The following is a 19989-nucleotide window of genomic DNA, read 5'->3' as shown; positions in this document are numbered from 1 at the left end:
GCCCCTGCACATTCTCGTCGTCGAAGACCACGCGCCGCTCGCGCGCAATCTCGCGGACGGACTCGAGCTGCACGGCCACACGGCCGATTTCGCGGGCGACGGCGAGCTGGGGCTGAAGCTGGCCCTGGACCATTATTACGACCTGATGATCCTCGACCTGGGCCTGCCCGGCATCGACGGGCTGGAAGTCTGCAGGCGCCTGCGCGAGCGGATGACGCGGCGCATGCCGGTCCTGATGCTGACCGCGCGCGATGCCCTGCACGACAAGCTGCGGGGCTTCGACAGCGGGGCCGACGATTACCTGCTCAAGCCCTTCGCATTCGAGGAACTGCTCGCGCGCTGCCAGGTGCTGGCGCGCAGGCATACGCTGCACCAGGAGCACGAGCTGGCCATCGGCGCCCTGCGCATCGACCGGCGCGCGCAGGCCGTCACGCGCGAGGGGCGGGCGGTGCGGGTCCATCCGGCCGGCTACCAGATCCTGCTGGCGCTGGCGGAGGCGCATCCGCGCGTGCTGACCCGCTCGGAGCTCACGCAAAAGCTGTGGCAGGACGCGCCGCCCGATTCGGACGCCCTGCGCACCCATCTCTACCAGCTGCGCCAGAGCCTCGACAAACCCTTCGGCAGGGCGATGCTGCTGACCGTGCACGGGGTCGGCTTCAGGCTCGACGCGGGCGCATGAAGGCCGGTCATGCGCTGCGCAGCCGGCTGGTGGCGGCCTTCGCGCTGTTCGCGCTGGCCACGGCCCTGTGTTTCAGCGTGCTGGGCGTGCTGTTCGTGTATTCGGTCGAGGACAGCTTTTTCGACAACCTGCTGCGCGAGGAAACGGCGCACCAGCAGCGCAGCTGGCAGACTTCCGGCCGCCTGGCCGCCCCGCTGCGCGAGAACGTGCGCCTGCACCGCAATGCCGCCACGTTCCCGCCGGACCTGGCGCGCCAGCTCGCCGGCGGCGCGCGCGACGGCGAATTCTTCGGCGAGCAGGGGCGGCACTATCACGTGCGCGCGCTGATCCTGGGCGGCCAGCCGGCCTACCTGGTCGCGGAAGTCAGCCGCGACCTCGTCGTGCGGCCGCGCATGCCCGCCATTCTCGGCGTGCTCGCCGCGGCGACCCTGGCGATCCTGGCCGTCACGCTGGCCATAGGCTGGTGGCTGGCGCGGCGCGCCACGGCGCCGCTGACGCGGCTCGCGCTGCTGGTCGCCGATGCGCAGCCGGGACAGCTGCCGCAGGGCTTTGCCCAGGGCTTTCCCGACAACGAGATCGGCGCGCTGGCGCGCAAGCTGGACGACACCATGGCGCGTATCGCCGCTTTCATCGAACGCGAGCAGCATTTCACGCGCGATGCGAGCCACGAACTGCGCACGCCGCTGGCGGTGATCGAAGGCGCGGCCCAACTGCTGGCGCAGCAGCCGCTGACGCCCCAAGCGGCCGCCCAGTTGCAGCGCCTGCGCAGCGCCGCGTCGCACATGGCGCAGACGGTGGCGACCCTGCTGGCGCTGGCGCGCGAGGAACTCGATGCCTCGGTGCCCGAGCCGGTGGCCTTGCTGCCGCTGGTGGAAGACGCAGTGGTGCAGTGCGCGCACCTGCTGGACGGGAAGCCGGTCGAGGTCAGCGTCGAAGTGGCGCAAGGCACGGTCGCCGACAGCCATCGTGCCGCGCTGGCGATCCTGCTCGCGAACCTGGTCGGCAATGCGTTCGGCCATACGGAGCGAGGCGCAATACGGATCTACATGGAGGACGGCAGCCTGGTCGTGGCCGACAGCGGGCCGGGCATCGCGCCTGGCCTGCGCCAGCGCCTGTTCGAGCCGGGCGCGAAAGGCGAAACCAGTGCCGGTTTCGGCCTGGGCCTGTCGATTGCGCGCCGGCTCGGCGAACGGGTCGGTATCCGGATCGGCATCGACACGGAAGAGGGCGGCGGCACCCGCGCCCGGCTTTCGTGGGCAACGCCCGGCATCGGATAAGCCGGATTCATGCACCGTGCATGCGGCTGCGCGATGACTGGGACGAATCGTTGCCGGCCTGTAAGCCGGCAGCGCGAGCCGCCGCGTGGCGGCTCGCCATCGGGTTCCCGGCCGGGAGGCAGAGCGGTTAAAATGCCGGCTAGCAACATTTTGCCGGAAGTCCCAGACTTTGTTCTCCGGACTTGCCTTACCGCGCTTCTCACCAGGAACACCATGAAAACCATCCGTACCCTCGCGCTGGCCGCCGCCTGCGCGCTCAGCCTGCCGGCCGCCGCCGGCGATTTCGACCGCCTGCAATCGCTCTCGCAAGCCGAGCTGGCGGGCTTCGCCAAGGACTTCACGGCCGTTGCCAGCTACCGCAGCCTGGCACCGGCCGAGCCGCTCGGCCTGATCGGCTTCGACATCGGCGCGGCCGTCAGCGCCACCCGCCTCGACAATGCCGCGGTCTGGGAAAAGGCCGGCTTCGATCACGCCACCGTCTACATGCCGACCCTGCGCCTCCAGAAGGGCCTGCCGCTGAATATCGACATCGGCGCCAGCCTGACGGCCGTGCCGGACTCGGATATCAAACTGGCCGGCGTCGAAATCAAGTACGCGCTGGTCCCGGGCAGCGTCGCGCTGCCGGCGCTGGCGCTGCGCGCCGCGGCCACCAGACTGTCCGGCGTCGACCAGCTCGACCTCGATACCCGCAGCGTCGAACTGACGCTGTCGAAAGGCTTCCTGCTGCTTACCCCCTATGCCGGCGTCGGCAGGGTCTGGGGTTCGCTCACGCCGAACGTGGGCAGCCTGCGCAAGGAGACCCCGGAGGGCAACAAGGTCTTCGCCGGCTTCAACCTGAACCTGGGCGTCGGCGACCTGGCCGTCGAAGCCGACCGCATCGCCGGCAACCAGACCGTCAGCGTGAAGCTGGGCTTCCGCCTGTAATCGAGCCTGTCATTCAGTCTGTGATTCCCGGCCGCAGCGGGCAGCCGGCCCCGAGGTCGTCCAGCCTCGCGGCCAGCGAGGCGCGCAATTCGGCCAGGCCGGCGATCCGGGCATCGATATCGTCCAGCTTGCGGGCCAAGGCGGCGCGCAGTTCAGGGCCCGCCTGGCCGGGATCGGCCAGCTGCGGCATGTCCGCTTCGATCTCGGCCAGCGTGAAGCCCAGCGACTGGGCGGTACGCAGGTAGCACAGCCATTCGACGGCTTCCGGCGGATAATCGCGGTAGCCGTTCGGGCGCCGCCGCGCGGCCAGCAGGCCGCGCTCCTCATAGAAGCGCAAGGCGTCCCGGCTCAGTCCGGTCGCGGCCGCCAACTCTCCAATGCGCATGCTTCCTCCAGAAATCGCTTGACCCTCGAGTGTACTCCAGGGTTGATGATGGCGGTTCTGACTTCCCGGAGACTGCCATGCGATTATCGACCTACCGCCATGTCGTGCGCGCCAGTGCGCTTTACGACATCCTGTTCACCGCCGCACTCGCCATGCCATGGAGCCAGGTGCTGGCGCACGGCCTGGTGTCGGGCCTGAACCAGCAATTGGGCGGGGCGCCCCTGCCGCCGTTCGCGCCTTTCCACATGTTCATCGCCGGCCTGCTCGGTAGCGTCGTGCTCGTGTGGTCGGTCCTGCGCCTGCGTCACCCGAGCCTGCGCCTGGGACGTTACGACGGCATGGCGCGCTTCCTGTTTGCGGCCTGGATGGCCTGGATGCTGGCGCAGGGTGCGGCCCCGGTGCTGTGGCTGCTGCTGGTGCCTGAGGCGAGCTGGGGCGTGGTGCAGTTGTGGCCGGTCGCGGCGCAGCCAGGCGCGCCGCGCGAGCGAGGTGGCGCAGGCCGGGCCGCGGCGCCGGTCTAAGGCTCAGGGCGGCGCGGGACGCCGCCAGACGACTTCGCCGTTGCGCATCACTTCGCGCACCCGGTGGAAGGGGACCATGCGCGCGACCCCGTCCTTGCCGATCACCTCGAACGAAAAATGCTGGCCGCGCTCGATCCGGATGCGCTCGAACGAGACCCGCACGACGCGGCCCAACACCCGGTCGTAGTAGCCGATGACGAAGTGGGCGTTGCCGAAGCCGGGGTCCCAGACGATCCGGTTGAGCAGCTCGTGGATGGGTGTCATGGGTGTCCGGCGCCGTCGTTGTTTGCCGCCAGCATGACGACGACCGGGGCCAGCACCGCCAGGCCGGCATTGCTGGCCAGGGCCAGCAGGCGCGGATCGGCAACCGGATAGGCTGTCATGACCATGCCGCCGTGTTCGGCGGCGAACAGCGCGAACAGGGTGGCGGCGACGATTCCGGCCCACGCCAGGCCGGCGCGCCGGCCGCCCAGCAGCAGGGCGATCATCGGGCACAGGATGAACCAGGGCACGGTCGGCGCGCCGATGCCGCCCAGGTGCAGCGCGAGCCATACCTTCAGCGCGAACAGGGCCGTGACGAACAGGTTGCGCGCCGGCGCCAGGCCGAGGCCGGCCTTGAGCGTGAAGGGCGCAGCGACCATCACGGCGGCCCCGGCCAGCACCACCGTGCCGGCCCGCCCGAAGCCGAGCACGTGGTAGAGCATGGCCAGCAGGGGGGCGCTGGCCGCGGTCAGCGCAGCCAGCAGCGCCAGGTGGCGCGCCGCTTGCCGTTGGCGGGGAAGGGCGCGCAGCCCGACGGGAACAAGGCGGTCGATGCGATGCATGAGGCCTGCGGCGGAACGATCGAAAGCATGCATGGTAGCGCTTTCTCAGGATGCATGGTGGACGGCGCGCGCCGGCCGCGGCGGGGCTGCCCGGCTGTCGATGAAGGCCGCCAGCCTGGCGACGCTGCCGTGGTCGAACAACAGTTCGGGCAGGATCGGCATGCCGACCCGTTCCTCGAGCTCGGCGGCGATGGCGGCGCTTGCCAGCGAATCCATGCCGAGTTCGGCGAAGGGCGTGTCGGCGTCGACCGCGACACCCTGGCGCAGCGGCTCGGCGCGCAGCCAGTTCAGGATGCAATCGTGGACGATGGCGCGCGTTGCCGTTGAACCTGCGGCCGCAGTGCCGGCAACCGGCACCGGCGCCTGCCGCCGTGGCGCCGGGTCTGCGCCGGCGCCGTCGCGCCGCAACAGGGCGTCGGCCTGCTGCCATTCTCCCGGCAGCTGCTGGTCGATGTCGCCGATGTCGAGCGCGTAGCCGCCGATGAGGGCGGCCAGCTCCTCGCTGCTGCCGCGCGGCCGGTTCGCGGCCATCTCCGCAACGATCTCCTGTCCCAGCGCGCCGAAGCGGCGGCGCGCCCAGGCGACGGCCGCGCTGGACAGTTGCGGGTCGCCGCGCCCGTCCCGCTGGCGCTGCTCCGCGGCCGCGGCCAGGACCGCGCGCGCCGCCAGCTCGCCGATGCGGTAGTCGAGCCACTGGTTCAGCGCCGCCTGGGTGCCGAACAGGCGCGATCCGCCCCTGGCGCTGCGCAGGCGCGCCACCAGGGTGTCCAGTTGCGCGGCCAGGGCCGGAGCGCCGAGGGTTTCGGCGAGGAAGGCGCGGACCGCGCCTTCCGGCTGGGCCATCGATGCGCCCAGGTGGGCGTACAGGGTTTCGGTCGGGCCTTCGAGAATGCGCAGGACGCGGGCGTCGCGCAGGATCTGGGGGGCGCCGTTCGACTCGATATAGCCGCGCCCGCCCAGCATCTGCACCAGCGCGTCGGCGGCCTCGCCCATGGACTCGGTGGCGCTGGTCTTGCAAGCGAGGTAGGCTTCGGCCGGCACCCCGGCGCCGCTGTCGAGACGCCCGGCGATCGCCTGCACCAGCGCCTCGACGGCGAAGATGCTGCAGGCCAGTTCCTGCAAGCGCACGATGCTGACGGCATTGTCGGCCAGCAGGCCGCTGGCGATCTCGCGCCGCGAGGCATAGCGCGCCATCAGCTGGGCGCAGCGCTTCATGCCGCCGACGCAGATCGCGCCGATGCCCAGCCGGGAAAACAGCATGGCGTCGCGCGCAATGTCCATGCCCGCCATGCCCTGGCCGGGCGCCAGCAGCATCGCCTCGTCGGCGACGAAGGCATCCTCGAGATAGAGCGTGTTCTGGACCATGCCGCGCATGCCCATCGTCGGCGATTCCGGGCCTTGCACCAGGCCGGGATTGGCGGCCTCGATGGTGAACGCGGCGATGCCCAGCGGCGTGCCGGATTCGTCGATCGCCTTGGCGAATACCGTGGTCAGGCCGGCCCAGGAGGCCAGCCCGATCCACTGCTTTTCGCCGCGCAGGCGCCAGCCGCCGGCAGTGCGCGTCGCGCTGGCGCGCAGCGCGAGCGGATTCGATCCGGCGCCGGGTTCGGTCAGGGCGAACGAGGCTAGCTGGCGACCGGCCGCCAGGGCCGGAAGCAGGCGCCGGCGCATGGCCGCGGGCGCGAAGCCGAGCAGGGGACGCACGCCCAGGCCGTTGTGTACGCCGACCAGGGTGGCGATCGTCAGGTCGGCCGCGGCCACCTGCTCCATGACGCGCAGCAGGTCGCTCGTGGCGAGCGCCATGCCGCCGAATTCGCGCGGCACCTGGAGGCCGAAGAAGCCCTGGTTGCCCAGGTCGAGCACGATGTAGGGAGGGATCGTGCGGCGCTCGTCGATCAGGCGCGAATTGATGCGCCGCTGCGCATACGCGCGGAACCAGGCGATCATGGCGTCGGCACGGGCACGGCTGGCGCCGGCGTCCTGCGGCGCGGCCGGCGCGGCGGCCGGTGCAGGGGCGGGGGCTCCAGGTGCCGCCTGCGCCGCCTCCGCTTCCTGCGCCGGCGTGCCCGCCATGCTGCGGCGGTCGAACAGGCTGCCCGGCATCACGTACACGAGTTCGAGCCGGCCCTGCAGGGCCAGTTCCTTGCAGCGCGAACGCTGGACCTTGCCGCTGGTCGTGCGCGGGAAGCTGCCGGGGTGGACGAACACGATCGAGGACACCGTCACATCGAACTGCTGGGCGATCACGCGGACGATGTCGCGCGCGCTGGCGCCGATCTGTGCCAGGCAGGCGTCGTGCTCCTGCGGCCGGTTCGCTTGCCTGGCCTGGCGGGCGGCGCGCACCAGGCTGCGGTTGGCCTCGGCGACGATGGCCAGCCGCTCCTGGCCTTCGACCTCGACCGAAAACGCGGCGCACATGTTCGGTTCGATGAAATCGATGGCGCGTTCGATGACTTCCTCGACGTCCTGCGGATAGACGTTGCGGCCGTTGATGATGACCAGGTCCTTCAGGCGCCCCGTGATGAACAGCTCGCCGTCGCGCATGAAGCCGAGGTCGCCGGTGCGCAGGAAGGGGCCGTCGCCGCCGGCCAGCAGCGCGCCGAAGGCCGCTTCGGTCTCGCCCGGCCGCATCCAGTAGCCGCGCGCCACGCCCGGGCCGCGCACCCAGACTTCGCCGACCCGCCGGTTCCATACTTCCAGCCGGGTTTCCGGGTCGACGATGGCGACCTGCGTGCCGCTGCCGATGCGGCCCGCACTGACGATCTCGCGCGCATCGGCGTCGCCGGGCGCGAGCTCGCGGACCTGGTTCCCCTCCAGCAGCGACTTGCTGACGGTGCGCACCACGGGCGCGGTGCCGGCCGGCCCGCCGCTCACGAACAGCGTGGCCTCGGCCATGCCGTAGCAGGGGAACAGGGCCGTGTCGCGCATGCCGCAGCCGGCAAAGGCGGCAACGAAGTTGCGCAGGGTGGCCGCGCGCACCGGTTCCGCGCCGTTGTAGGCCACCGTCAGGCTCGAGAGGTCGAGGCCGGCCCTGGCCTGGGGTCCGATCCGTTTCGCGCAGGTGTCCCAGCCGAAGTTCGGGGCGCCGGCGCAGGTGCCGCGGTAGCGCGTGATCGCCTCGAGCCAGGTGCGCGGCGTCTTCAGGAAGTGGGCCGGCGCCATCAGCACGCAGTGGAAGCCGACGTGGAGCGGCGCGACCACGCTGCCGATCAGGCCCATGTCATGGAACAGCGGCAGCCAGCTGACCATCACCGTATCGGGCGTAAAACCGAAGGCGCTGCGGATCGAGGCGACGTTGCCGGCGATGTTGCGGTGGGTGATCTCGACGCCCTTCGGCAGGGCGGTCGAGCCCGAGGTGTACTGCAGGAAGGCCAGGTCATCTGGCGTGAGTTGCGGCAGCGGCGGCCCCGGATCCGCCGCTTCCAGGGTATCGCTGGCCAGGCAGGCGCGCTGGCCGGCGTCGACCAGCGACAGGCTGGCCTTGACCGCGGTCGCGCAGTCGAGGCGGGTGAGGATCAGGGCCGGGTCGGCGTCGTCGAGCAAGGCCTTCAGGCGGCGCGAGGCGCGGCTTTGATGGGGAATCGTCGCCGGCACCGCGATGACCCCGGCCAGCAGGCAGGCCAGGTAGACGACGATGAACTCCAGGCCGGCAGGGTAGAGCAGCAGCGCGCGCGACCCGATCGGGGCGCGTCCGGCGAGGGCACGCGCCAGCTGCGCGGCGCGGCGCTCGAGCTGGCCGAACGTGATCTCGTCGACCCTGCCGTCGTCGCGCAGGAAGGTATACGCGAGGCGGTCGGGTGTCGCGCGCGCGTGCAGGCGCAGGCGGTCGGTCAGCAGTTCGATAGGTTCGCCGGGCAAATTGCTCATCTCCACCTTGGCCTCACATGGTGTCTGGTTACCGTGCCGGTTGCGGTGCTTACCGGTGTGCGACGCGTGCTTCCCCTGCTGCGAGCGCCTGGCGCGCGCGCGCCACGGCGCTGCCGATGACGGGCGCGGCGCGCTTGAGCTGTTGCAGGTTATGGTTCGCCATCAGCTGCAGGCGCAGGCGCGAGGCGCCGAGCGGCACGCCCGGGAACTCGACCTGGTTGACGAACACCGCCTGGTCGAACAGCAGCTTGCCGGCCAGGCGCGACACCGGTTCGCTGCCGACCAGCACCGGGACGATGGCCGAGGGCATGCCCATGCAGGCCAGGCCGAGTTCGCCCAGCAGGGCGCGCAGGTGCTGCGCATTGCGCAGCAGGTCCGCGCGCAGGGCCTTGCCTTCGTTCGAGCGCACGATGCCGATGCACTCGTGGATCACGGCCGCCTGCACCGGGGACAGCGCGTTGGAGAACATGTGCGGGCCGGCGTAGAGCTGGATGTGGCGCTTGACCGAACGCCGCGCGGTAGCGACGAAGCCGCCGTTCGAGGCGAAGGTCTTGGAGAACGCGCCCATCACCAGGTCGATCTTGCCGAGCATGCCCTGGGCTTCGATGCAGCCGCCGCCGTTGGGCCCCAGGGCGCCGAGGTCGTGGGCGACGTCGACCAGCAGCGTGGCGCCGAACGCGTGGCAGGCGGCCTGCAGCGCGGCCAGGTCGGGCGTATCCGAATCCATGCTGAACAGGCCTTCGGTGACCACCAGGATGCCGTGCTCCGTGTCGCGCGCGCGAATGGCGGCCAGCAGCTCGCGCACATGGGCCACGTCGAGGTGGCGGTTGACGGCGACGTTCGGCGTGGCGCTGCTTGCACCCTGGCGCAGCGAGGCGTGGGCGAACTGGTCGATCACGATATGGTCGGCGGCCTGCACCAGCGCCGTGATGGCGCCGAAGGCGGCGCCCCAGCCGGTCGGGAACAGGGCCACGTGCTCGGCCTGCACCAGGCCGGCCACGGCTTGTTCCAGCGCCAGCGAGAGACTGGTATTGCCGAGCAGGACGGCGGAACCGGCGCTGTGCGGGCCGGCCTGGTGCAAGGCGCGCGTGGCGGCCTCGCTAACTGCCGGATGAAATGCCAGCGACAGGTAGTCCTGGGAAGCGAAATTGATCCCGCGCGCGCTGCGGCCGGCCTCGTCGCGGATGCTGGCGATCGGGCAGGGCGCGCCGTCGAGCGAGCGGCTGTATTGCCACAGCTGGTGGGCGGCGCGCCGGTCGTGCCAGCGCTCGAGGGCGGCGGTTCGGGCCAGCATGTCGGCGCCGCGCGGTTGCGCGAACTGGGCCGCGGTGCCCGAGAGCGCACCGCCGGCGAGCATGGCGTCGACCTCGCGCTCGAATGGCTGCCTGGGGCCGCAGGCCCCCGGCTCGGCTGCGCCGGCGCACAGGGCCGGGTCCGCGTACGGCTGGTTCATGGTTGCTTCTCCCGTTCATGCCGGACGCGCCTCCAGGGACGCGGCGGGCGATGGCCTTGTGAGTTGCTGCCTGATCAGTTCTGTCATCCTGCCCGCGTCGAGCGGGCGATGGAAGTAAAAGCCCTGGGCGGCATCGCAGCCCAGTGCGCGCAGCTCGGCCAGTTGCGCTTCGGTCTCGACCGCTTCCGCAATGACGCTCAATTGCAGGCGGTGCGCCATGTCGACGATCGCTCCGGCCAGGGCATGGCCAGCTTCGCTGCGCACCGCTTGCCCGAGCCGCGCGACGAAGCCGGGCGCCATTTTGAGGGTGTCGACCGGAAGCGCGGCGAGGCGGCTCAGGCTCGCGTGGCCGGTGCCGAAGTCGTCGACGGCGATGTGGACGCCGGCCCGGCGCAACGCGCCCAAACCTTCCAGGTTCGGCGCCATCTCGTCGACCAGGACGCCCTCCGCGATGTCCAGCGCCAGGCAGCCCGGATCGATGCCGCTTGCCTTGATGGTCGCCAGGATCTGCGCGGCCATGCCCGGATGCCCGAGCTGGCGCGCCGACAGGTTGACGGCGGTCCTGACCGGCGGCAGTCCGGCCTGGCGCCAGGCGGCGTTCTGCAGGCAGGCGGTGCGCAATACCCATTCGCCGAGCGGCACGATCAGGCCGGTCTCCTCGGCGAGCGCAATGAAGCGCGCCGGTTCGATCCGGCCGTACTGCGGATGGGCCCAGCGGACCAGCGCTTCGACGCCGCAGATCCGTCCGCTGGCGAGGTCGACTTGCGGCTGGTATTCGAGCAGGAACTGGTTCGACGCCAGTGCCTCGCGCAGGTGGTTCTTCAGGATCAGCCGCTCGGGCGGCGGGGCGGCAGCATCCGCGCCGTACAGGTGGAGATTGTTCCCGCCCGAGTTGCGGGCACGCGTCATGGCCACGCCGGCGCGCGTGAGCAGCGCATCCATGTCGCACGAGGGCGCAGGGAAGAGGGCAATGCCGATGCTCAGGCTGGCCGGGCACTGGCACTCGTCGACGAGCAGCGGGAAGGAGAACTGGTCGAGGATCCTTTCCGCCGCCTGCAGCGCATAATCGGCGCCGTGCAGGTCTTCCAGGACGACGATGAATTCGTGCCCGCTCCAGCGCACCACGGTGTCCGCCTCGTGCAGGATGAAGCGCACCAGGCGGGCCGTCTGGGCCAGGACCGCGTCGCCGCCGGCAATGCCGAATGCCTTGTTGATGTCATCGAAATCGTTCACGCTCAACAGCATCAGCGCGACCATGCGTTCGTTGCGCACGGCGCGCGCCATGGCGTGGCCGAGGCGGTCGCGCAGGACACGCCGGCCGAGCAGGCCGGTCAAGGGGTCGAGCAGGGTACTGTCGGCCAGGTCGAGGACCGCGGGCGGCTCGGCCGGCAGCGCCGCCTCGGGCGCCTGGCCGTAGCCGACAACCCGGTTGCGCCCGTTCGAGGTGGCCTGATACAGGGCTTCGTCGGCCCTGGCGATGGCCTGGCCGATCGATTCGCCCTGGCGGAACTGCGCCACCCCGATCGACACCGTGAGCGCCAGTTCGGGCGCAACGCCGGCCAGGCGCAGTTCCTGCACGCGTACGCGTACCCGTTCGGCAAGCGCAAGTGCTTCTTCCTGCGCGGTACCGGGCAGCAGGCACAGGAATTCGCTGGCGCCGTAGCGCCCGAACGAGTCGGCGTCGCGCAGCTGCTGCTGGACGGCCTGCGCGCAGTCGCGCAGCACCAGGTCGCCGACGGCCTCGCCCCGGCTGTCGTTGATGCGCTTGAAACCGTCGATGCCGACCAGGCACAAGGTGAAGTTCGCGTTGTCGCCGGCGGCGGCTTCCCGCTCCGCTTCGGCCAGCTTGAGCACATGGCCGCGCTTGTGGCTGCCGGTCAGCGCGTCGCGGGTCGCCAGTTCGCTGATGAAGTCGAGCGCGTGCTGGAGCTTGACGAAGCCTTGTGTCTTGGTCAGGTCGAACAGGATCATGAAGAACACGATGACGATGTACAGGCCGAAGTCGCACAACACGTACAGCAGTTCCATGTCCTTGATCGGGTGCGTGGGCAGCGGAATGCCCAGCAGCGGCAAGGCGTAGATGAACACGATGGCGACGCAGGTCAGGCCGAGCCAGAACATGGCGGTGGCAAAGCCGCCAAGGAATACGGCGACCATCGGCGGCACGACCATCCAGCCGGCCGTCGGCGCCGACACCCCACCCATCGCGTAGGTCAGCCAGCTGAAATTGAAGAACACCGCGCACAGGAACGCTTCGCGCGCCACCACGATGCTTTTCGTCAGGCGCAGCAGGAAGGGCGCGACGAACATGCCGACACAGCAGGTCAGGATGACCCTGGCCGCCGCGCTGTAACCCAGCGCATGGTAGGTGAAGGCGTACAGAGGACCCGACAGGGCCGCCATGACGACGGCGTTGAGCACGCTGCGCGCGCGCGTCAGGGTGGCGGCATCTTCCCGTAGCACCTGGGGAATGAACCACTCGATTGCAGTAATGTAGGAATGGATGAAACGGGTGCCAAAACTTGTCATGATGCCTTTGGATGCTGAGGTGTCCTCCACCTGGTGCCGAACGCTGGATGCTGCATGCCAACCGTAATATTGTCACTCGGAACCGGTCCGGGATCGTAGCATGACGGTCATTGCCCTTACGTAAGGTCAACAAAAAGACTGCTCGGCACGGCAAAAGGTTGTATTTCGATGACATTCGATTGCCATAAATGTAACGAAAACTATCGGCGCCCGCGACGGATGCGCATGGGCGCGCGCCGATCGACGCGACAGGTGGCGTCGCCTTAGTCGGCCAGGCGCGTGTCGCGCCGGACCATGTCCAGGAACGCCGCCTGGGTCAGGGCGGGGCTGAAGTAGAAGCCCTGCATCTGGTCGCAGTCGTGCGCGCGCAGGAAAGCGAGCTGCTCGCGTGTTTCCACGCCTTCGGCGATCACCTTCATCTGCAGGTTGTGGCCGAGCGCGATGATCGCGCGCGCGATGACGGCGTGGCCGTCGAGGGCCAGGTTGCCGAGGAAGGAACGGTCGATCTTGATGAAGTCGACCGGGAATTTTTGCAGGTAGGAGAGGCTCGAGTAGCCGGTGCCGAAGTCGTCGATCGACAGGCGCAGCCCGAGCGCCTTGAGCTCGGCCAGGGCTTCCATCGCCTCGTCCGGGCGGTCCATGAGCTGGCTTTCGGTGACTTCGAGTTCGAGCATGCGCGGGTCGACGCCGGCACGCGCCAGGGTGCGCGCCAGCTGGCCGGCGAACTGACGTTGGCGCAATTGCCGGGCTGACAGATTGACCGAGATGACCAGTTCGCTGGTGCCGGGCGCGTCGAAGGCCTTCAGGGCGCGGCAGGCCTCGAGCAGTACCCATTCCCCGAGCGGCACGATCAGGCCGGTTTCCTCGGCCACCGGAATGAACTGGCTCGGCGGCACCATGCCGCTGTCGGGATGCTTCCAGCGCACCAGTGCTTCCGCGCCGACGACCTTGCCTGTGCGCAGGTCCACCTTGGGCTGGTAGCCGACCACCATTTCGTGGTTGCCGATCGCGCGGCTCAGGCTTGCTTCGAGCATCAGGTGCTGGTGCACGACCTGGTTCAGTTCGCTCGAATAGAACTGGCAATTGTTCTTGCCCAGGGACTTGGCGTGGTACATGGCCGCGTCGGCGGCGCGCATCACGCGGTCGACCGTGTCGCCATCATGCGGAAAGCGGCTCACGCCGATGCTGGTGGCGGCCAGGATGTCGCGCCCGGCGACATTGATCGGTGCGCTCACGCGTACCCGGATGCGCTCGATCAGGTCGGCCAGCTGCTCGTTGCTGGCCTGGTTATTGATCACCAGGACGAATTCGTCGCCGCCGACGCGGGCCACCGTGTCGTTCTCGCGCACGCTGGCGCGCAGGCGGTTGGCGATCTCGCGCAGCACCAGGTCGCCGGCATCGTGGCCGAAGTTGTCGTTGATGTGCTTGAAGTTGTCGAGGTCGAGGAAGGCGAGGGCGCCCAGCGCATCGTTGCGCACGGCAAAGTCGATGGCGTACTTGAGTTCTTCCTGCAGCAGGGTGCGGTTGGCCAGGCCGGTCAGCGGGTCGTGGTGGGCCAGGTGGTGCAGGCGCCGTTCGTAATGCCGTGCTTCGGTGATGTCGCTGCTCACGCCCACGAAATGGGTGACCTTGCCGTCGGCGCCGATGACCGGATCGATGCGCAGGTCGTTCCAGAACACCTCGCCGTTCTTGCGCGCGTTGCGCAGGATGGCGTGCACGCTTTCCCGGTTCAGCAGGGCGTCGTGGATGCGCTTCTGTTCATGCACGTCGCAGCCCTCGATGCGCATGAAGCGCGGGTCGCGCCCCTTGATTTCGGCCAGGGTGTAGCCAGTCATCTCCTCGAAGGCCGGGTTCACGTACTCGATCGGGTTGTTGCCGTTCTCGCAGCAGGTGATCACGATCGCATTCACGCTCGAAAAGATCGCGCGCTCGCGGACCAGCAGACCTTGTTCGGTGCGCTTGCGGGCGCTGATGTCGAGGCCGGTGCCGAAGACGCAGGGCAGGTCGCCGAGGTTGGTGCGGGCACAATGGAACAGCAGGGTGGTGCGCTTTCCGAGCTTGCCGACCAGGTCCGCTTCGTGCGAGGAGCTGCCCTGTTCGAAGGCCTCGAGGATCTTGCGTACGATCTCGGCGCGGTCCTGCTCGTCGAAGAAGAACTGGACGTTGGTGGTCGGCAGTTCCTCGCTCGTCATCTCCAGCGCTTCTTCGAGCTGGTGGTTCCACAGCAGCAGGTGGCCGCTCTGGTCGATGACGTAGAACACGCAGGGCAGGCCTTCGATCAGGTCGGCCGTCGGCAGGTCCTGGATCAGCGCGTAGCGCGACGGCGCCTGGCCGGCGCGCGGAATGACGATGACGCTGTAGGTGCCCGGTTGGTCGGGGTCGAGCGCTTGCGGCGCGATCGTCACCCGCACCGGCAGCCGGCGCCCGTCGGCGCAGCGCAGATAGCCGGTCGAGTCGCGTTCCGCGCGGGCGGCGATGGACGGCGGCGCAGCGGCGGGATCGGCGCCTTCGTCGAATTCGATGATGTGCCCGAGCGAACGGCCGCGGATGTCCGCCGCCGTATAGCCGGCGAGCTTTTCGCAAGCTTTGTTCCAGCTGGCAATCGTGCCGCCGGCATCGACCACGAAGACGGCCAGCGGCAAGGGCAACAGGTTCAATGCACTCTCCTGGCGAGACGCGCACAGGCGCGCCGGGTGCATGATCCATCATAGTCCGGCGACCGGACATGGGCGAGCAATTTCGCGCTTATTTCGGGCTTATTGCGCCGCCGGCAGGGGTGATGGCGGGCGCGGCGCCAGCGTGGCGGGCACGCGCTCGGCCGCCGCGCGCGGAATCCGGCGCCCGGCCTCGATCCCCTCGTTGAACAGGTTCTGGATCGGCGTGTTCAGGTAGGGCAGGACCACGCTGATGGTCAGCATGCCGACCCCGAGCGTGATCGGGAAACCGATGCCGAAGATGTTCAATTGGGGCGCGGCGCGGGTCAGGATGCCGAGCGCGACGTTCACGATCAGGAGTGCGGCCAGGATCGGCAGCGCGATCTGCAGGCCGGCCGAGAAGATGCGGCTGCTCAGGCGGGCCAGTTCGAGCGGGGCGACGCTCGACAGCGGGGTCGCCGAGATGGGCAGGCTGATGAAGCTTTCGGTGAGCGCCGCCAGCAGCACCAGGTGCGCGTTGACGGCCAGGAAAGCCATGGTCGCCACCATCGACATGAACTGGCTGATCGCGTTCGAGCGGCCCTGGGTAGCCGGGTCGAAGAAGGAGGCGAAGCCGAAGCCCATCGTCGAGCTGGCCAGTTCGCCGGCGTACTCGATGGCGGCGAACACGAGGCGCATCGAAAAGCCCATCGCCAGGCCGACCAGCAGTTCCTGGACCAGGATCAGGAGGCCGGCCCAGGAGGTCGGCTCGACGCTTGGGACGGGCGGCAGGTTCGGCGCGACGATCATCGCCACCAGCACGCCGAGGATCACCTTGACCCGGGTCGGGACGCTGGCGTGGCCGAACAGCGGGGCGGACGCGATCATCCCGAGGATGCGCGTCAGCGGCCACAGCAGGCTGGCGATCCAGAGGTTGATCTCGGCGCTGGTAAGCGTCAGCATGCGCGGGGAACGGCCATCACTCAGTACTTAGCCGACCATGCCGGGGATACCGGTCAGCACCTGGCGCATGTAGTCGAGCATGACCGACAGCATCCACGGCCCGGCAATGGCGAGCGCCAGGAACACGCCGACCAGCTTCGGGATGAAGGACAGGGTCGCTTCGTTGATCTGGGTCGCGGCCTGGAAGATGCTGACCACCAAGCCGATGATCAGGGCGATCAGCAGCAGCGGGCTTGAGACCATCAAGGTGATTTCCATGGCCGTGCGGCCCATCGTCATAACGGTTTCCGGAGTCATGGGCGTCCCTAGTTAAAACTCTGGGAGAGCGACCCCAGCAGCAATTGCCAGCCATCGACCAGCACGAACAGCATCATCTTGAACGGCAGCGAAATGACGGCCGGCGACATCATCATCATACCCATCGCCATCAGCACCGACGCCACCACCATGTCGATGATCAGGAAGGGGATGAAGATCGCAAAGCCGATCTGGAAGGCGGTTTTCAGCTCGCTGGTCACGAAGGCGGGAATCAGGACCCGCAGCGGGATGTCTTCCGGTCCCTGCAGGGCGGGCGTGCGCGAGATCTTCGCGAACATCGCGAGGTCGGCCTGGCGCGTCTGCTTGACCATGAATTCCTTGAGCGGCTGGGCGCCGCGCTGCATCGCCTCGGTCATCTGGATGCGGTTTTCCTGCAGCGGCACGTAGGCGTCGGTATAGATCTTGTCGAAGGTCGGGCCCATCACGAACAGGGTCAGGAACAGGGCCAGGCCGACCATCACCTGGTTCGGCGGCGCGGTCTGGGTGCCGATCGCCTGGCGCAGCAGCGACAGCACGATGATGATGCGGGTAAAACTGGTCATCATCAGCAGCGCGGCCGGCAGGAAGGAAAACGCCGTCATCAGGAGCAGCGTCTGCACCGGCAGCGAGTACTGGGTGCCGCCGCCCGGGGCGGGGCTGGTGGTGAGAGCAGGGATGCCCGGCTGCGCGAGCGCAACGAGCGGGAGCAGCAGCGGCAGCAGGCCCGCTCCCAGCAGGAGTTTGGTCTTGATTCGCATTACCAGGATTTACCTTGTTGCGCTGATGCGCCTAGTTCGTTTATTTCGCGTTGCGCTTGTCGATCGTCTGTTTCAGCCAGTCGCCGAAGCTTGCCGCCGACGGGGTGTGGCCGGCCAGGGTGGCCGCGCCCTGGGCCGCTTCGCCCCTGGGCATGGTCGCCAGCGCGTTCACGCGGCCCGGCGAGGCGCCGACCACGATCCACTGGTCGCCCACTTCCACCACCAGGATGCGTTCGCGCCCACCGATGTTGAGCGCGCCCACCATGCGCAGGTTGGCCGAGCTGCCGGTCATCTTCGGGCCGTAGCGTTTCGCCGCCCAGGCCAGTGCGCCCAGCAGCGCCAGCACCAGCACCAGGGCCAGGATGGTTTGCAGCAGGGTGCCGGTGGAGGGCGCCGCGCTTGCCTGTCCCACCTGGATCGGCGCCGGGCTGGCCGGCGTGCCGGGAACGGCGGCCGGGGTGCTCGGGGCTGCCGGAGCGGCGGCGGCCGGAGCCGGCGTGGCGACGGGCGCCGGGACATCGCCCACGGTCGTGGCGCGCTCGGCGGCAGGCGGCTTCGCGGCGGTCGCAGCCGTTCCCGCAGCCGTGGCAGCGCTGGTTGCCGGAGCCGGAGCCGGAGCCGGACGCGCCGGCGCGGTGGCCTCGGCCGCCGGCGCTGCGGCCTGGTCCCGGACCGCAGGGGCGCTCGCGGCGCTGCTGTCCTGCTGGGCCGGCTGGGCCGCGCAGGCGGCGAGCGGCATCAGGAACGCGAGGGCAAGCAAGGTCTTCGCCCGGCAGGCGAGCTTCCCCGGAGTGCTGGCGCGAGAAAGGGCTGGGGCGAAGGGCAAGCTCATTTATTCAGTTTTCTGATCCGTTCCGAAGGCGTGATGATATCAGTGAGACGGATACCGAACTTGTCGTTCACGACCACGACTTCGCCCTGGGCGATCAGGCAACCGTTGACCAGCACGTCCATCGGCTCGCCGGCCAGGCCGTCGAGCTCCACGACCGAGCCCTGCGCCAGCTGCAGCAGGTTCTTGATCGCGATCTTGGTGCGGCCCAGTTCCACGGTCAGCTGCACCGGGATGTCGAGGATGAAGTCGATGTCGTTCGGGGTGTCCGGACGCACGTTCTTGGTGCCGAAGTCCTGGAACACGGCGGCGCTGGCCTGCTGCTGCTTTTGCAGGGCCGCGGCTTCGGCTGCGGCCTGTTCCGCGATCGCGGCGCCCCAATCGTCGTCGAGGATTTGGTCGTCCTGGTTATCAGACATGGTGTTTCTCCTGAATTACTTGAAGCTGTCGCTGTTGGCCAGCAGTTTCTCGACCTTCAGCGCGTACTGGCCGTTGAAGACGCCGTAAGAGCATTCCATCACGGGCACGCCGTCGACAGTGGCCTGGATGGCTTCGGGGACGGTGATCGGAATCACGTCGCCCACTTTCATGTTGAGGATGTCGTCGAAGTTCGCCCGGCCGTGGCCCAGTTCGGCCACCAGCTCGACTTCGGCCACCTGGATCTGCTGCGTCATCAGGCGGATCCAGCGCTTGTCGACTTCGAGCGCCTCGCCCTGGATGCTCGAGGTCAGCGCGTCGCGGATCGGCTCGATCATCGAGTACGGCATGCAGAAGTGGATCTGGCCCGACACGGGCCCCAGCTCGATCGTGAAGGTGGACGATACCACGACCTCGTTGGGCGTCGCGATGTTGGCGAACTGCGTGTTCATTTCCGAGCGCACGTACTCGAACTCGATCGGGTAGACCGGCTCCCACGACTTGGTATAGGCCTCGAACACGACGTCGAGGATGCGCATGATGATGCGCTGCTCGGTCTGGGTGAAGTCGCGGCCCTCGACCCGGGTGTGGAAGCGGCCGTCGCCGCCGAACAGGTTGTCCACCAGCAGGAACACCAGGCCCGGATCGAACACCATCAGCGCGGTGCCGCGCAGCGGTTTCATGTGGATCAGGTTCAGGTTGGTGGGGACCACCAGGTTGCGGATGAATTCGCTGTACTTCGATACCCGCACCGAACCGACCGAGACCTCGGCGCTGCGGCGCAGGAAGTTGAACAGGCCGATGCGCAGCAAGCGCGCGAAGCGCTCGTTGATGATCTCGAGCGTCGGCATGCGGCCGCGCACGATCCGCTCCTGGGTCGCCAGGTTGTAGGTGCGCACTCCCGAGGTGTCTTCAGGCGCGATCGACTCGTCCTGATCGCCGTTGACCCCGCGGAGGAGGGCATCGACTTCTTCCTGTGAGAGGAAATTATCGGCCATGTTGTTTCTTTAATAGATGCTTACTGGATAATGAACGAAGTAAACAGCACGTCGGCGATGTCCTGTTCGTCGCCGCCTTCGTCGAAGGGCTGCTGGACGACGGCCTTGATCTCGGCCGCGAGCTGCTGCTTGCCCTCAACCGTACTGATTTCCGACGCTTTCTTGCCCGACAGCAGCAGCAAGACACGGCTGCGCACCTTGGCCATGTTGTCCTTGACCAGGATCACCTGTTCCGGGCCGACGACCTGGAGTGTAAACTGGACTTGCAGGTACTGGTCGCCGGCTTCGGGCTGGAGGTTGACCGTAAACGCGTCCACCGGCACATACTCGGCTTTCTCGCCGGCCTTTTTCTTCTTCTCTTTCTTCGGGGGACCGTCTTCGTGCGCGCTGGCATCACTGCCCTGCAGGAAGAACCAGCCCGCGCCGGCCCCGCCGCCGAGCACCAGCACGGCGGCGACCAGCATGATGACCAGCTTCTTCTTCGAGCCTGCTGCCGGTGCTGCCGCGTCTGCCTTCGGATCAGCCTTCATTTTCGGATTCGCTTTCAAGATGCCTCAGTGCCTAGGGGTTGCGTAATGATGCCATTATGGGGAAAAAGTGCACCGAGGCAAGCTTTGAAAAGAGGGGGGAAGGCG

At 68.5% G+C, this 19989-nt stretch carries 18 protein-coding genes; 4 read left to right on the top strand and 14 right to left on the bottom strand.

From position 1 onward, the window contains the following. Positions 1-4: 4 nt before the first annotated feature. The 3 genes from ACFPAH_RS05160 (at position 5) to ACFPAH_RS05150 (ending at position 2880) form a co-directional block, all read left to right on the top strand. The gene (locus ACFPAH_RS05160) at positions 5-679 is read left to right on the top strand and encodes a response regulator transcription factor (RefSeq protein ID WP_379742970.1); all 675 of its coding nucleotides are present in this window, start codon (positions 5-7) and stop codon (positions 677-679) included. After that, positions 676-1956, top strand: a complete 1281-nt coding sequence (locus ACFPAH_RS05155; protein ID WP_379741647.1) for a sensor histidine kinase — start codon at positions 676-678, stop codon at positions 1954-1956. The genes ACFPAH_RS05160 and ACFPAH_RS05155 overlap by 4 nt, the downstream gene beginning before the upstream one ends. Before the next feature lie 213 nt (positions 1957-2169). Next, on the top strand, positions 2170-2880 hold the full coding sequence (locus ACFPAH_RS05150; protein WP_379741644.1) for a hypothetical protein: 711 nt from the start codon (positions 2170-2172) through the stop codon (positions 2878-2880). A 13-nt stretch (positions 2881-2893) separates the two neighbouring features. On the opposite strand, the gene ACFPAH_RS05145 is transcribed toward ACFPAH_RS05150, so the two are convergent. Continuing rightward, positions 2894-3265, bottom strand: coding sequence for a MerR family transcriptional regulator (locus ACFPAH_RS05145; protein ID WP_379741641.1), 372 nt, complete (start codon positions 3263-3265; stop codon positions 2894-2896). A gap of 77 nt (positions 3266-3342) precedes the next feature. Here ACFPAH_RS05145 and ACFPAH_RS05140 point away from each other — a divergent pair, with 77 nt between their 5' ends. Further along, entirely contained in the window at positions 3343-3786 is a 444-nt protein-coding gene (locus tag ACFPAH_RS05140; RefSeq protein WP_379741638.1) for a hypothetical protein, read from the top strand. A 3-nt stretch (positions 3787-3789) separates the two neighbouring features. Here ACFPAH_RS05140 and ACFPAH_RS05135 read toward each other — a convergent pair whose 3' ends face one another. The 13 genes from ACFPAH_RS05135 to fliL form a co-directional block, all read right to left on the bottom strand. Next, positions 3790-4050: a DUF504 domain-containing protein gene (locus ACFPAH_RS05135; RefSeq protein ID WP_379741635.1), complete on the bottom strand. Its 261-nt coding sequence runs from the start codon at positions 4048-4050 to the stop codon at positions 3790-3792. After that, on the bottom strand, positions 4047-4610 hold the full coding sequence (locus tag ACFPAH_RS05130) for a hypothetical protein (protein ID WP_379741632.1): 564 nt from the start codon (positions 4608-4610) through the stop codon (positions 4047-4049). The genes ACFPAH_RS05135 and ACFPAH_RS05130 overlap by 4 nt, the downstream gene beginning before the upstream one ends. Before the next feature lie 45 nt (positions 4611-4655). Beyond that, on the bottom strand, positions 4656-8477 hold the full coding sequence (locus ACFPAH_RS05125; RefSeq protein ID WP_379741629.1) for an AMP-binding protein: 3822 nt from the start codon (positions 8475-8477) through the stop codon (positions 4656-4658). A gap of 49 nt (positions 8478-8526) precedes the next feature. After that, positions 8527-9930, bottom strand: a complete 1404-nt coding sequence (locus ACFPAH_RS05120) for an aminotransferase class I/II-fold pyridoxal phosphate-dependent enzyme (RefSeq protein WP_379741626.1) — start codon at positions 9928-9930, stop codon at positions 8527-8529. A 15-nt stretch (positions 9931-9945) separates the two neighbouring features. Beyond that, positions 9946-12459, bottom strand: coding sequence for an EAL domain-containing protein (locus tag ACFPAH_RS05115; RefSeq protein ID WP_379741623.1), 2514 nt, complete (start codon positions 12457-12459; stop codon positions 9946-9948). Between the two features lie 263 nt (positions 12460-12722). Then, positions 12723-15116 carry an EAL and GGDEF domain-containing protein gene (locus ACFPAH_RS05110; protein ID WP_379741620.1) on the bottom strand — a complete coding sequence of 798 codons (2394 nt, stop codon included), beginning with the start codon at positions 15114-15116 and terminating at the stop codon, positions 12723-12725. A gap of 99 nt (positions 15117-15215) precedes the next feature. Continuing rightward, complete coding sequence (gene fliR, locus ACFPAH_RS05105) at positions 15216-16055, bottom strand: flagellar biosynthetic protein FliR (RefSeq protein ID WP_379741617.1); 840 nt, start codon at positions 16053-16055, stop codon at positions 15216-15218. Positions 16056-16082: 27 nt separating this feature from the next. Beyond that, positions 16083-16352, bottom strand: a complete 270-nt coding sequence (gene fliQ / locus ACFPAH_RS05100) for a flagellar biosynthesis protein FliQ (RefSeq protein WP_379741614.1) — start codon at positions 16350-16352, stop codon at positions 16083-16085. Positions 16353-16360: 8 nt separating this feature from the next. Further along, positions 16361-17110, bottom strand: a complete 750-nt coding sequence (gene fliP, locus ACFPAH_RS05095) for a flagellar type III secretion system pore protein FliP (protein ID WP_379741610.1) — start codon at positions 17108-17110, stop codon at positions 16361-16363. Positions 17111-17150: 40 nt separating this feature from the next. After that, positions 17151-17870, bottom strand: coding sequence for a flagellar biosynthetic protein FliO (fliO, locus tag ACFPAH_RS05090; protein ID WP_379741607.1), 720 nt, complete (start codon positions 17868-17870; stop codon positions 17151-17153). Positions 17871-17938: 68 nt separating this feature from the next. Next, positions 17939-18358, bottom strand: coding sequence for a flagellar motor switch protein FliN (gene fliN / locus ACFPAH_RS05085; protein WP_379741604.1), 420 nt, complete (start codon positions 18356-18358; stop codon positions 17939-17941). 15 nt (positions 18359-18373) lie between these two features. Then, a complete protein-coding gene (fliM, locus tag ACFPAH_RS05080) occupies positions 18374-19354 on the bottom strand; it encodes a flagellar motor switch protein FliM (protein WP_379741601.1) in 981 nt (326 codons plus the stop codon). A gap of 20 nt (positions 19355-19374) precedes the next feature. Next, positions 19375-19884, bottom strand: a complete 510-nt coding sequence (gene fliL, locus ACFPAH_RS05075) for a flagellar basal body-associated protein FliL (protein ID WP_379741598.1) — start codon at positions 19882-19884, stop codon at positions 19375-19377. Positions 19885-19989: the final 105 nt, after the last annotated feature.

Origin of the sequence: Massilia sp. GCM10023247 (genome assembly GCF_042653325.1) — a bacterium.
Lineage (GTDB): Bacteria > Pseudomonadota > Gammaproteobacteria > Burkholderiales > Burkholderiaceae_D > Telluria.
Note: the sequence above shows the minus strand (reverse complement) of the source record. Positions and strands in the feature narration are given on the sequence as shown.

Excerpts from the sequence above, each read along its gene's own strand:
- ACFPAH_RS05155 (WP_379741647.1), top strand. The coding sequence starts at position 676 with ATGAAGGCCGGTCATGCGCTGCGCAGCCGGCTGGTGGCGGCCTTCGCG.
- ACFPAH_RS05150 (WP_379741644.1), top strand. The coding sequence starts at position 2,170 with ATGAAAACCATCCGTACCCTCGCGCTGGCCGCCGCCTGCGCGCTCAGC.
- ACFPAH_RS05145 (WP_379741641.1), bottom strand. The coding sequence starts at position 3,265 with ATGCGCATTGGAGAGTTGGCGGCCGCGACCGGACTGAGCCGGGACGCC.
- ACFPAH_RS05140 (WP_379741638.1), top strand. The coding sequence starts at position 3,343 with ATGCGATTATCGACCTACCGCCATGTCGTGCGCGCCAGTGCGCTTTAC.
- ACFPAH_RS05135 (WP_379741635.1), bottom strand. The coding sequence starts at position 4,050 with ATGACACCCATCCACGAGCTGCTCAACCGGATCGTCTGGGACCCCGGC.
- ACFPAH_RS05130 (WP_379741632.1), bottom strand. The coding sequence starts at position 4,610 with ATGCATCGCATCGACCGCCTTGTTCCCGTCGGGCTGCGCGCCCTTCCC.
- ACFPAH_RS05125 (WP_379741629.1), bottom strand. The coding sequence starts at position 8,477 with ATGAGCAATTTGCCCGGCGAACCTATCGAACTGCTGACCGACCGCCTG.
- ACFPAH_RS05120 (WP_379741626.1), bottom strand. The coding sequence starts at position 9,930 with ATGAACCAGCCGTACGCGGACCCGGCCCTGTGCGCCGGCGCAGCCGAG.
- ACFPAH_RS05115 (WP_379741623.1), bottom strand. The coding sequence starts at position 12,459 with ATGACAAGTTTTGGCACCCGTTTCATCCATTCCTACATTACTGCAATC.
- fliR (WP_379741617.1), bottom strand. The coding sequence starts at position 16,055 with ATGCTGACGCTTACCAGCGCCGAGATCAACCTCTGGATCGCCAGCCTG.
- fliQ (WP_379741614.1), bottom strand. The coding sequence starts at position 16,352 with ATGACTCCGGAAACCGTTATGACGATGGGCCGCACGGCCATGGAAATC.
- fliP (WP_379741610.1), bottom strand. The coding sequence starts at position 17,110 with ATGCGAATCAAGACCAAACTCCTGCTGGGAGCGGGCCTGCTGCCGCTG.
- fliN (WP_379741604.1), bottom strand. The coding sequence starts at position 18,358 with ATGTCTGATAACCAGGACGACCAAATCCTCGACGACGATTGGGGCGCC.
- fliM (WP_379741601.1), bottom strand. The coding sequence starts at position 19,354 with ATGGCCGATAATTTCCTCTCACAGGAAGAAGTCGATGCCCTCCTCCGC.
- fliL (WP_379741598.1), bottom strand. The coding sequence starts at position 19,884 with ATGAAGGCTGATCCGAAGGCAGACGCGGCAGCACCGGCAGCAGGCTCG.